This window comes from Mycobacteriales bacterium, from assembly GCA_040902655.1.
GTDB lineage: Bacteria > Actinomycetota > Actinomycetes > Mycobacteriales > SCTD01 > SCTD01.
The window spans coordinates 1-11,341 of record JBBDWV010000049.1; the positions used below are offsets into that span (position 1 = coordinate 1).

The window sequence follows — 11,341 nt, forward strand, 5'->3', positions numbered from 1 at the left end:
AGGGATACGAGGCGCAGCGTACGCAGGGCCGCTGCGTCACACAGCCGATCCGCCGCGAATGCCGCAGCTGTCACCCGTCAGGCAGTACCTCGCGCGGCTCCGGGCGCAGGGACCACGGGGCACGCCGCTCCGCAGACGCATGTGCCGTCCGGACGGTGTGCACCACAGGTCAACAATCGGGAAATCTTGACCTGTGGTGTACACCCCGCTCGGCGGCACATGTCGATGTGCACGTGGCCCGGCCCACTCGTCGTGATCGCCGTGAGCGTGCTGACACCAGAAGGGCGACGGGTCCGGCGCCTCGAGCGGGACGCTGCTTGTGCAGCGAGCGGCCTGGCATCATCTACGGTCAGCCCATGCCAGGAGAAAGCCCGGCCGGTCGCCGCGAACAGCGGGCAGATCGTCTTGCCCGCGGCGGTCTCCTGCTCGTCCTCGGCTCCGTCGCGGTCGCCGTCGCGGGAGGCATCGTTGCGGCTCTCACCTGGCAGCCGAGTGCCGCAGAGAGCGTCTCCGTCGATCCCTGTCCCGACCCGCCGTGCTTCGGCGGCGAAGGCCTGCCGTCGCTTGCCGACCTCCCTGCCGTCCTGCCCGTCTTCGGACTCCTGCTCGCTGCGGCGCTCGGCCTGCCAGGTCTGTTGCTCACCGCAACGCGTCTCGTACGACGCAGGGATACGCGACGCCGCCGAGTCCTGCCGTTCGCGGCCCCGCTGCTCGTGCTGGTGTTCATGGAGGTGGTGCCGCACCTGCTCAATCCCTGCTTTATCAGGGATGCGATCAACGACAGACTTCTCCCGGGATGCTCACGAGGCACGCACGGCGTCGATGTCGCCGACAGAGGGCACACGCTCCACCACGCAGTCGTCGGAGGTATTCCTGCTGCTCTGGGTCATCGCGCGCTTCTCCAGCGGCGTCGACCTGATCTGGTAGAGCGCTGAGCGCCTGAACACCTACGCGCGCGCTACACGTTGAAGCGGAACTCCACGACGTCGCCGTCCTGCATCACGTAGTCCTTGCCCTCCATGCGGGCCTTCCCGGCGGCGCGTGCGGCGGTGACCGAGCCGAGCTCGACCAGGTCGTCGAAGCCGATCACCTCGGCCTTGATGAAGCCACGCTGGAAATCGGTGTGGATGACGCCTGCGGCCTCGGGTGCCGTCGCGCCCTTCCTGATCGTCCAGGCGCGGGCCTCCTTCGGCCCCGCGGTCAGGTAGGTCTGCAGCCCGAGGGTGGCGAAGCCGATCCGGGCCAGCTGGTGCAGCCCGCTCTCGGACTGCCCCATCGACTGCAGCAGCTCGAGCGCGTCCTCGTCGGGCATCTCGATCAGCTCGGACTCCACCTTCGCGTCGAGGAAGACCGCCTCGGCGGGCGCCACCAGCTCGGCCAGCGACGCCCGCAGCGCGGCGTCGACCAGCTCGTTCTCGTCGAGGTTGAACACGTAGAGGAACGGCTTGGCCGTCAGCAGGTGCAGCTCGCGCAGCGGCTCACGGTCCAGCTCCGCGGCGGACACCGTCTGGCCGCTGTCCAGCACCTTCTGTGCCTCGCGTACCGCCTCGAGTCGGGGCACGACGTCCTTCTTGATCCGGGCTTCCTTCTCCAGCCGCGGCAGCGCCTTCTCCACCGTCTGCAGGTCGGCCAGGATCAGCTCGGTGTTGATGGTGTCCATGTCGGACCGGGGCGAGATCCGCCCGTCCACGTGGACGACGTTGTCGTCCTGGAACACCCTGATCACCTGGCAGATCGCGTCGCTGTCACGGATGTTGGCCAGGAACTTGTTGCCCAGCCCCTCCCCCTCGCTGGCGCCCTTGACGATGCCCGCGATGTCGACGAAGTCGACGGTGGCCGGTATGATCTTCTGCGATCCGAAGAGCTCCGCGAGCCGGGGCAGTCGCGCGTCCGGCACGCCGACGACGCCGACGTTCGGCTCGATCGTGGCGAAGGGGTAGTTCGCCGCCAGCACGTCGTTCTTGGTCAGCGCGTTGAACAGCGTGCTCTTGCCGACGTTGGGCAGGCCGACGATGCCGAGGGAGAGGCTCACGGCGTACGACGCTACCGGCGCGGTTTGTCGGACCTCCCTGCCATGGTCGCCGCATGACGATCACCCTCGCTCTGCTGGTCGGGCTCGCGCTCGGCCTGCTCCTCGGCCGGCTCCTGGCCCGGCGCGACGAACAGCTGTTGCTGTCCTCCTTCCAGGGGCTGGCCTCCAGGGCGCTGACCGGCAGCCGGCAGGAGAGCGACCGCGACGCGGCGGCCCAGCGGCAAGCGGTCGAGTCGCTGGTCGGCCCGCTGCGCGAGCAGCTCCAGCTGGTGGAGGCCCAGCTGCGCGGGCTCGAGGTCGAGCGAGCCAGAGCCTCCGCCGAGCTGCGCGAGCAGGTCAGCGGGGTGCGGCGCAGCTCCGAGCTGCTCGGCCGCGAGACCGCCTCCCTGGTCGACGCCCTGCGCCGACCGCAGGCCCGCGGCCGGTGGGGGGAGGTCCAGCTGCGCCGCTGCGTGGAGTTCGCCGGGATGCTCGACCGGTGCGACTTCACCGAGCAGGAGAGCCTTCCCGGGGCCGACGGCGCGGTGCTGCGGCCCGACCTGGTCATCCGGCTGGCCGGCGGACGCTCGATCGCCGTCGACGCCAAGGTCACGCTGGCCGCCTATCTGGAGGCCGTGGAGTGCGAGGACGCGCAGGAGGCCGCCGCGCGGATGGCCGCCCACGCGCGCCACCTGCGCAGCCACGTCGACCGCCTGGCCGACAAGGCCTACTGGGCAGCCCTTTCCGACAGTCCGGAGTTCGTCGTGCTGTTCGTGCCGGGCGAGGCCTTCCTCGCCCCGGCGCTCGAGCACGACCCCGCTCTGCTCGAGCACGCCTACTCCAGGCACGTGCACCTGGCCACACCCACGACGCTGGTGTCCCTGCTGCGCACCGCCGCCCACGCCTGGCAGCAGGAGCAGCTGACGGAGAACGCCCGGGCCGTGGTCGTGGCCGGCAAGGAGCTCTACACGCGGCTCGGCACCCTCGGCGGTCACGTCGACAAGCTCGGCCGCTCGCTCGGCTCGGCGGTGGCCGACTACAACCGCACCGTCGGCTCTCTCGAGCGCTCGCTGCTCCCGGCCGCCCGGCGGATGGCCGAGCTCGGGCTGGCCGAGGAGCCACCCGCGCTCCCGGCGACGGTCGAGGCGCTCCCCCGGCCGCTGGCCGCGCCGGAGCTGGTGCCGCCGCTGACCAGCACCGGCTAGGCCACGGTCAGGGGGCGCTGCTCCGGCTCGTCACTCCCGGCTACGGCTGCACGCCGTACGCCTCACAGAAGTCCACCGCGGCCTTGGCCACCACCGCAGCGGCGGTGGCACCCGCCGTCCGATGTTCGGCCAGCAGCCGGCGCGCGACCTCGGGGGCATCCAGTGCGGCGATCTCGTGCAGGTGTTCTCCGGCGTAGATCGCCAGCTCGCGGGCCGTCTCCTCCGGCAGGCCGGGATCCGCGCTGCGCGCCGTGGCGGCCACCCACCCGGGGTCGTAGCCGCCCGGCGGCGAGCCGCCGCCCGGCCCGTCCCTGTCCGGGGAGGCCGTACCGGGTGCGCTGTCGGAGGACACGCGACCCACCGTACGGCGCGCAGCCGCCACCGCGCCACGGGCGGTAGCGTCCTGGCCGTGACTGGGCCGACCCCCCCGATCGGGCACTCCCTGCCGGCGGGGGCATCCGTCGGGGACCGGCGCGGCCTGACCGCCACCGGCGCGGTCGCCGTTGCGTTGGGGCTCGGCCTGGCCGGCGGGGCGTACGACGTCGTCACCGGACCCGGCCTTCGCGACGTCTTCGCCGTCAGCTTCGTGCTCGGCTGCCTGCTCGCAGCGCTCACCGTGCACCGCGAGGATCTGCTCGCGGCCGTCGTGATGCCACCCCTGGTCTACGTGGTGCTGGCGCTGGTGGGTGCGGCGGTGGAGCACTGGGGCGCCGGCGGCTCGTTCCTCACCCGGCAGGCGCTCGAGCTGGCCAACGCCCTGCTGCTCGGCGCCCCGGTGCTGCTGGCCGCCACCGGCGCTGCGCTCGTGGTCGCTCTGGTGCGCAAGCTGCTCGGCTGAGTTCAGGAGTCCGCGATACCCGCGGCACGCAGGTCGCGGCGCAGCTCGGGCGGCAGCGCGAACTGCAGGTGCTCCTGCGCCGACTCGACCTCCTGCACCTCGCCGTAGCCACGCGCCGCCAGCCACGTCATCACGTCCTGCACCAGGATCTCCGGCACCGAGGCGCCGCTGGTCAGGCCGACCGTGGACACCCCCTCGAGCCACGCCTCGTCGATGTGGGACGCGTCGTCGACCAGCTGCGCCGCCCGGGCGCCGGCGTCCAGCGCGACCTCGACCAGGCGTACGGAGTTCGAGCTGTTGCGCGAACCCACGACCAGCACGAGATCGGCCTCGGCCGCGACCTCCTTGACGGCGACCTGCCGGTTCTGCGTCGCGTAGCAGATGTCGGCCGAGGGAGGGCCCTGCAGCAGCGGGAAACGCCGGCGCAGCGCCTCGACCGTCACGTTCGTCTCGTCCACCGACAAGGTCGTCTGCGACAGATAGGCGACCTTGTCCGGGTCGCGCACCTGCACCTGCGCGGCCTCGTCGACACCGTCCACGAGGTGGATGCGCTCCGGAGCCTGACCGGTGGTACCGACCACCTCCTCGTGCCCCTCGTGGCCGATGAGCACGATGTCGACGTCGTCGGCCGCGAAGCGCTTCGCCTCCAGGTGCACCTTGGTGACGAGGGGGCAGGTCGCGTCGATGGTCTGGAGCGCGCGCAGCTTGGCCTCGGCGTGCACGACCGGCGCGACGCCGTGCGCCGAGAAGACGACGGTGGCGCCCTCGGGCACCTGCTCGGTCTCGTCCACGAAGATGGCGCCCTGCGCCTCGAGCGTGCGCACCACGTGGGCGTTGTGGACGATCTGCTTGCGCACGTAGATCGGCGCGCCGTAGACCTCGAGGGCCTTCTCGACGGTCACCACGGCCCGGTCGACGCCGGCGCAGTAGCCGCGCGGCTTGGCCACCAGCACCCGCTTGGACGGTCGCGCAGAGGTCTCCGTCATGGCCTCCATCCTATGTGCGCGTCGCCCGGGCGCCCGGTGATCTTCCTCTCGCCGCGTGTGAGGGAGACCCTCGCGGGCACGCCTGGCAACAGCTCCCGCCCACCGAACCGAAGGACCCTGTCATGCCCCGCCTCGTCGCGAACCCCGTCGCCGCAGCCCTCGGGCTCGTGCCGACCGTCCTGGGTGGCGTCCGCCGCCTGCCGGGCAAGGTCGTGCAACTGCCGGTGTATGCCGTCGGCCACGCGCTGACGGGCCTCGGCACCGCTCGCCAGGGCCTGGACAACGCCCGCCACGGCTACGACGCGCTGGCCGAGCGGGGCGAGCGGCTGCTGGCCCGGCTGCGGGACACCTCCTTCGACCAGGTCGAGGACGTCGTCGAGGACGCCCTGCAGGGCACGCCGCTCGCGGGGCCCTACGACCGGGTCGAGGATGCGCTCGAGGACACCACCGAGAGCGTCACCCAGCTGGTGCGGACCGGCACGACCCGCGCGCGCAAGACGGCCGGCTCCGCGACGCGGGCCGCCGGTGCCGGTCTGCAGAAGGCCGCCGAGACGGTCGAGGACGCGGCGCACCGGGCCGGCGACGCAGGCACGGCTGCGACGTCGGGAGCCGGGGCGTCGGGAGCCGGGACGCTGGGAGCCGACGCCGAGGCACCCAAGGGGGTGCCGACGCCCAAGGCACCCGAGCCCGACACCACCCGGGTCGACACGGCGGCCAGCAGCGCCGTCGTGGAGACGGTCGAACGGGTCTCCGCCACCGCGGGGAGCGAGGTGCTCAGCCACGACGAGCTTCCGCTGCCGGACTACGACCACCTCACCCTCGGGTCGCTGCGCGGCCGGATGCGCAGCCTGGACCTGCCGCAGCTCATCTCGATCCGGGACTACGAGAAGGCCCACGCTGACCGGCTGCCGATCGTGACGATGCTGGACAACCGGATCGCCAAGCTGGCCAACGACCCGACGCGCACCACCGGCTCACCCGGCACCAACCCCCACAGCGGGGCGTAGTCGCAGCGGGAGTGGCCGCCCCCGGCCCGTCCCGCCCTCCGCCGGCTCCGTCCCCGTAGGCTCGCCCGCGTGGGCCTGGCCAACAGCGCGGAGTCGCCGCTGCCCGTCCGTACCGTCGCCCGGTCGCTGGCCGGCTGGATCGACCGGCTCGGCCGGGTCTGGGTGGAGGGCCAGGTCACCCAGCTGTCCAGGCGGCCGGGGACGGTCTTCCTGACGCTGCGCGACCCGGTGGCGGACATGAGCCTGTCGGTGACCTGCCCCCGCGGCGTGTGCGAGGCGGTCGTCCCGGCCCTGGCCGAGGGTGCGCGTGTGGTCGTCCACGCCAAGCCGGAGTTCTACGCCGTCCGCGGCACCCTGAGCCTCAAGGCCCTCGAGATCCGGCCCGTCGGCGTCGGGGAACTGCTGGCGCGGCTCGAGCGGCTCAAGGCGCTGCTCGCCCAGGAGGGCCTGTTCGCGGCGGACCGCAAGAAGCCGCTGCCCTTCCTGCCGCGGCGCGTGGGACTGATCACCGGTCGGGCCGGTGCCGCCGAGCGGGACGTCCTCGAGAACGCCCGGCGGCGTTGGCCGGCCGTCGAGTTCGACGTCCGCGAGGTGGCGGTCCAGGGACACCTCGCCGTCGAACAGGTCCTGGGCGCGCTCCAGCAGCTCGACCAGAGCCCCGAGGTCGACGTGATCGTCATCGCCCGCGGCGGCGGGAGCGTCGAGGACCTGCTGCCCTTCAGCGACGAGGCGCTCTGCCGCGCCGTCGCCCGCTGCCGGACCCCCGTCGTCAGCGCCATCGGTCACGAGCCGGACAGCCCCCTGCTCGACCTGGTCGCCGACGTCCGCTGCTCCACCCCGACCGATGCGGGCAAGCGCGTGGTGCCGGACGTGCAGGAGGAGTCGCAGCGGGTGCGCCAGGCCCGCGACCGCGCCCGCCGCGTGGTGCTGTCCCTGGTCGCCGCCGAGCGCTCCCGGCTGTCCTCCGTACGCAGCCGTCCGGTACTGGCGGCGCCGGCGACGCTGGTCGACGCGCGACGCGAGGACGTACGGGCGCTGCACGAACGGGCCCGCCGCTGCACGGCCGGGCAGCTCGGTCGCGCGCAGGACGACCTGGACCACGTGCGGGCCCGCGTGCTGGCACTGTCACCACAGGCGACCCTGGACCGCGGCTACGCCGTCGTGCAGGACGAGGACGGCGCGGTGGTGCGCGACGCCGACGCCGTGCCACCCGCGACCGACCTGCAGGTCCGGCTGGCCAAGGGTGTCCTGTTCGTCACGGCCGAGTGACGCCCGGGCCAGGCGGGAGGTCGGCCGCCTATGGTCTGCGCTGTGAGTGAGTCCCCCCGGCCCAGCTACGAGCAGGCCCGCGAGGAGCTGGCCGACGTCGTCCGCCAGCTCGAGCAGGGCGGCGCCACGTTGGAGCAGTCGCTGGCGCTCTGGGAGCGCGGCGAGGAGCTGGCGAAGGTCTGCCAGAGCTGGCTGGACGGCGCGAAGGCGCGCCTGGATGCCGCGCTAGCGGGTGGTCAGGGACCGCAGCAGGACCTCTAACTCGGACAACGTGACGCTGGCCCGCTTGGTCCCGACCACGACGGTGGCGCTGCCGTACGAACGGGTGAGCGACAGCGAACCGTCGCTGTCGCGGTACTGCTCCCAGGGCTCGCCCCCGACGGTCAGCGACTCGAGCTGCTCGACGTCCGCACCCACGACGAGCCGGAGGACGTCGTCCCGCGGAGCGGTCGACGCGGCGTACTCGGCGTACTGCTGCGACGGCGTCACCCAGCCGACCCGCACGGTTTGCTGCGCCCCGTCGTAGGTCGCGGAGGTCGCCCGCCAGTCCGCCGGGAGACTCCCGGGCACCGGAGCGGCCGGCACGTCGGCCGCGAAGGCGGCGATCGGCCCGGAGGGGTCGACCTCGCGGAGCTCGACCTCGTCACTGGCCGGTGCCCGAGCGAGCAACCAGATCGGCAGCACCACGAGAATCACCAGACCCAGCGAGCGGGTCATGTCGGTGGCGGTCTCGCGCCCACGCTTGCGCTTCGGGGGGCTGGCTGTGCTCACCCCTCCAGTGTCAGGGATGCGGCGGACGGCCGCCGTGCCGGCTCATGCGGGCCCGGGCGGTCGCCCGATCCGGCCGATCAGCTCGAGGACGTCGCCGGCCAGCCGACCGGCCGACGTCTCGTCCTCGCACACCGCGACCTCGTGGCCGGCCTCGCTGACGACGGTGGTGAGCACCAGGACCAGCGCGTCGCCCCACGGTTCGGCGTCCTCGGGGCCGGAGCTGCCGGAGCTGAGCAGGGTGGCGTTGCGACGGGTCCACTCGCGGTAGCGCCGCCGGGCGACCAGCTCGAAGCCGGGCGGTCCGCCACCGGCGAGGAACAGCCGGGCCAGGTCGCGCTCGACCCAGCAGCCGTCGAGATAGGCGCGGGAGCCCGCGACGAACAGCGCGACCGGGTCGGTCTCGCCCGTGGCGACGGCCCCCCGCACAGCATCGACCGCACGGGCCTCCTGGCGCTGCTGATAGTCCTCGAACAGGGCGAGGTAGAGCTCGGCCTTGCCGCCGAAGTGGTGGTAGAGGCTGCCGACGCTGGCCCCCGCCCCCGCGACCACGTCGGCGATCGAGGCCTCGGCGAAGCCGGACGCGCAGAACACCTCTCGCGCGGCGCACAGCAGCGCGTCACGGGTGCCGGCCGCACGGCTGCCGGCCCGCGGCGGCGTCAGCTGCGCCTGCCTCACGAGCCGCTCCGCAGCTCGGCGTAGGGCACCCGGCGGCGGACGCTGACCTCGCCGATGGTGCTCCACTCGTTCGCACCGAGCCGGGCCATCGGCCTGAGCAGGTCGATCACCGGCCGGTCGTCGCGCAGCACACTCTCCTCGACCGCCACCCACACGACCTCACCGAAGACGACCGTCGAGCCGCCCCCGAAGCTCTTCGTACCGACGGTGCGGCACTCGAGTGCGACGGGCGAGGCAGCGACGCGTGGCGGCGCGACCAGCCGGCTCGGCTCGCGCTGGAGCCCCACGGCGTCGAATTCGCTCACGTCGGCGGGGAAGTCGGTGCCGGTGAGATTGACCTGATCGACCAGCTCCTCCGGGCACAGGCTCACCACGAACTCACCGTTCTCGACGGCGTTGCGCAGCGAATCCTTCGCGCCGACCGAGGTGAACTGCACGACCGGCGGCGACACCGAGCTGATCGTGAAGAACGAGTGCGGCGCGAGGTTGTCCACGCCGTCCGCAGAGCGGGTCGACACCCACGCGATCGGGCGGGGCACGACGACGCTGTTGAGCAGCGCGTAGACCGCGGTGCCGGCCTGCGCCGGGTCGTAGTCGCGTCTCACCGGGCTCACTCTGCCACCGCGCCCGATGCAGAGTGGACGGCCCACCATTAAGGTGCGTCCATGACTGACGACGCGCAGCCGAGTCTCCGCGAAATTCCCGACCGCAACCTCGCCCTGGAGCTCGTACGGGTCACCGAGGCGGCGGCGATGGCGGCCGGCCGGTGGGTGGGCCGTGGCGACAAGAACGGCGGCGACGGTGCGGCCGTCGACGCGATGCGCCAGCTGATCGGCAGCGTGTCGATGAAGGGCGTCGTCGTCATCGGTGAGGGCGAGAAAGACAAGGCGCCGATGCTGTTCAACGGGGAGGAGGTCGGCTGCGGCGAGGGGCCGGAGTGCGACGTCGCCGTCGACCCGATCGACGGCACCACGCTGATGGCCAAGGGCATGCCGAACGCCATCGCCGTCATGGCCGTCGCCGAGCGGGGCACGATGTACGACCCCAGCTCGGTCTTCTACATGGAGAAGCTGGTCACCGGCCCCGAGGCGGCGGACGTCGTCGACATCACCGCCCCGGTGTCCTTCAACGTCAACGCCGTGGCCAAGGCCAAGGGCGGCGAGCCCGAGGACGTCACGGTCTGCCTGCTCGACCGGCCGCGCCACGAGGACCTGGTTCGCGAGGTCCGTGAGGCGGGTGCCCGGATCAAGTTCATCAGCGACGGCGACGTCGCCGGGGCGGTCATGGCCTCCTCCGAGGGCACCGGTGTCGACCTGCTGCTCGGCATCGGCGGGACGCCCGAAGGGATCATCACGGCCTGCGCCGTCAAGTGCTTGGGCGGCACCATCCAGGCCAAGCTCTGGCCGCAGAAGAAGAGCGAGTTCACCAACGCCGCAGCCGCCGGGCTCGACCTCGATGCGATCCTCGGCATGGATGACCTGGTCCGGAGCGACAACGTGTTCTTCGTCGCGACCGGCATCACCGACGGGGAGCTGGTGCGCGGCGTGCGCTACCGGGGCGGTGGTGCGACGACCGAGTCGCTGGTGATGCGGTCCAAGTCCGGGACGATCCGCCGGGTGACCTCGCAGCACCGGCTGACCAAGCTGCGGGCGTACGCCTCGATCGACTTCGAGCACCACAGCAGGTAGCGACGCCCTTGCGTCATGCCCGCTGAGCGTGGATCTGCTCCTCTGCGCAGGACGCAAGGGGCGCGCCTAGCCTCGGGGCGTGCGCATCGCGACCTGGAACGTCAACTCGATCGGAGCCCGCCTGCCGCGCCTGCTGCCGTGGCTGGAGGAGGTCGCCCCGGACGTCGTCGCGCTGCAGGAGACCAAGTGCGCGGACGGCAGCTTCCCGCACCTGCCGTTGCAGGCGTTGGGCTACGAGGTCGCGCACTCCGGCGACGGACGGTGGAACGGCGCCGCGGTCCTGTCCCGGGTGGGGCTGTCGGAGGTGTCGCTGACGCTGGACGGCCACCCCGAGCCGCGGCTCGCCTCGGCGCAGTGCGGGCCGCTGCGGGTGTTCAGCTGCTACGTGCCGAACGGGCGGGCGCTGGGTGACCCGCACTACGCCTACAAGCTGGCCTGGCTGGACGCGCTGCGCGAGCGGCTGGCGGACCTCGACCCAGTCGCTCCCCTCGTGGTCATGGGTGACCTCAATGTCGCGCTGCACGACCGGGACGTGTGGGACATCGGCGCCTTCGCCGGCTCCACACACGTCACCGCGGCCGAGCGCGCCGCCGTCCAGGCGCTGCTGGACTGGGGGCTGGTCGACGTGCAGGCGCGGCCCGGCAAGGGTGAGGTGCCGTTCACCTACTGGGACTACCGCGCCGGGATGCTGCACAAGAACCTCGGGATGCGGATCGACTACCTGCTGGCCACGCCGGCGGTGCAGGTGCGCGCCGCCTGGGTGGACCGCGAGGCCCGCAAGGGCAAGGGAGCGAGCGATCACGCCCCGGTGGTGGCCGACATCGACCTCTGATGTGGCCCTTGCGTCCTGCTGAGAGGAGAGCTCTGCGCCGAGGTCAGCAGGACGTACGA

Annotated in this window: 14 protein-coding genes; 8 read left to right on the plus strand and 6 right to left on the minus strand. The window is 72.5% G+C overall.

Going from position 1 to position 11,341, the window contains the following annotated elements:
• Positions 1–317 precede the first annotated feature (317 nt).
• Positions 318–935 (plus strand): hypothetical protein, encoded by a 618-nt coding sequence (locus WD794_13255; GenBank protein MEX2291277.1) that lies wholly within the window; start codon positions 318–320, stop codon positions 933–935.
• A gap of 23 nt (positions 936–958) precedes the next feature.
• Here the strand turns inward: WD794_13255 and ychF are convergent, their stop codons facing one another.
• Positions 959–2,032, minus strand: a complete 1,074-nt coding sequence (ychF, locus tag WD794_13260; protein ID MEX2291278.1) for a redox-regulated ATPase YchF — start codon at positions 2,030–2,032, stop codon at positions 959–961.
• A gap of 53 nt (positions 2,033–2,085) precedes the next feature.
• On the opposite strand from ychF, the gene WD794_13265 reads away from it, so the two are divergent.
• Positions 2,086–3,216, plus strand: coding sequence for a DNA recombination protein RmuC (locus tag WD794_13265; GenBank protein MEX2291279.1), 1,131 nt, complete (start codon positions 2,086–2,088; stop codon positions 3,214–3,216).
• 40 nt (positions 3,217–3,256) lie between these two features.
• On the opposite strand, the gene WD794_13270 is transcribed toward WD794_13265, so the two are convergent.
• On the minus strand, positions 3,257–3,568 hold the full coding sequence (locus WD794_13270) for a hypothetical protein (GenBank protein ID MEX2291280.1): 312 nt from the start codon (positions 3,566–3,568) through the stop codon (positions 3,257–3,259).
• Positions 3,569–3,625: 57 nt separating this feature from the next.
• Between WD794_13270 and WD794_13275 the strand changes: the two genes are divergently transcribed.
• On the plus strand, positions 3,626–4,054 hold the full coding sequence (locus tag WD794_13275) for a DUF6542 domain-containing protein (protein MEX2291281.1): 429 nt from the start codon (positions 3,626–3,628) through the stop codon (positions 4,052–4,054).
• A gap of 2 nt (positions 4,055–4,056) precedes the next feature.
• Here the strand turns inward: WD794_13275 and WD794_13280 are convergent, their stop codons facing one another.
• Positions 4,057–5,040, minus strand: coding sequence for a 4-hydroxy-3-methylbut-2-enyl diphosphate reductase (locus tag WD794_13280; protein MEX2291282.1), 984 nt, complete (start codon positions 5,038–5,040; stop codon positions 4,057–4,059).
• Between the two features lie 122 nt (positions 5,041–5,162).
• Here WD794_13280 and WD794_13285 point away from each other — a divergent pair, with 122 nt between their 5' ends.
• The 3 genes from WD794_13285 to WD794_13295 all read left to right on the plus strand — a co-directional run bounded on the left by WD794_13285 (position 5,163) and on the right by WD794_13295 (position 7,577).
• Complete coding sequence (locus WD794_13285) at positions 5,163–6,047, plus strand: hypothetical protein (protein ID MEX2291283.1); 885 nt, start codon at positions 5,163–5,165, stop codon at positions 6,045–6,047.
• Positions 6,048–6,116: 69 nt separating this feature from the next.
• Positions 6,117–7,316, plus strand: a complete 1,200-nt coding sequence (gene xseA, locus WD794_13290; GenBank protein ID MEX2291284.1) for an exodeoxyribonuclease VII large subunit — start codon at positions 6,117–6,119, stop codon at positions 7,314–7,316.
• A 42-nt stretch (positions 7,317–7,358) separates the two neighbouring features.
• Positions 7,359–7,577: an exodeoxyribonuclease VII small subunit gene (locus WD794_13295; protein ID MEX2291285.1), complete on the plus strand. Its 219-nt coding sequence runs from the start codon at positions 7,359–7,361 to the stop codon at positions 7,575–7,577.
• Here WD794_13295 and WD794_13300 read toward each other — a convergent pair.
• The 3 genes from WD794_13300 to WD794_13310 are packed head-to-tail and all read right to left on the minus strand — an operon-like array spanning position 7,542 to position 9,367.
• On the minus strand, positions 7,542–8,087 hold the full coding sequence (locus tag WD794_13300; protein MEX2291286.1) for a DUF4245 domain-containing protein: 546 nt from the start codon (positions 8,085–8,087) through the stop codon (positions 7,542–7,544). The two genes, WD794_13295 and WD794_13300, sit on opposite strands and share 36 nt — an antisense overlap.
• Before the next feature lie 42 nt (positions 8,088–8,129).
• Positions 8,130–8,762 carry a TetR/AcrR family transcriptional regulator gene (locus tag WD794_13305; protein MEX2291287.1) on the minus strand — a complete coding sequence of 211 codons (633 nt, stop codon included), beginning with the start codon at positions 8,760–8,762 and terminating at the stop codon, positions 8,130–8,132.
• Positions 8,759–9,367 carry a flavin reductase family protein gene (locus tag WD794_13310; protein MEX2291288.1) on the minus strand — a complete coding sequence of 203 codons (609 nt, stop codon included), beginning with the start codon at positions 9,365–9,367 and terminating at the stop codon, positions 8,759–8,761. The genes WD794_13305 and WD794_13310 overlap by 4 nt, the downstream gene beginning before the upstream one ends.
• Before the next feature lie 60 nt (positions 9,368–9,427).
• Between WD794_13310 and glpX the strand changes: the two genes are divergently transcribed.
• Together glpX and WD794_13320 are read left to right on the plus strand one after the other, a co-directional pair.
• Positions 9,428–10,450, plus strand: coding sequence for a class II fructose-bisphosphatase (glpX, locus tag WD794_13315; protein ID MEX2291289.1), 1,023 nt, complete (start codon positions 9,428–9,430; stop codon positions 10,448–10,450).
• Positions 10,451–10,529: 79 nt separating this feature from the next.
• The gene (locus tag WD794_13320; GenBank protein ID MEX2291290.1) at positions 10,530–11,282 is read left to right on the plus strand and encodes an exodeoxyribonuclease III; all 753 of its coding nucleotides are present in this window, start codon (positions 10,530–10,532) and stop codon (positions 11,280–11,282) included.
• Positions 11,283–11,341 lie beyond the last annotated feature (59 nt).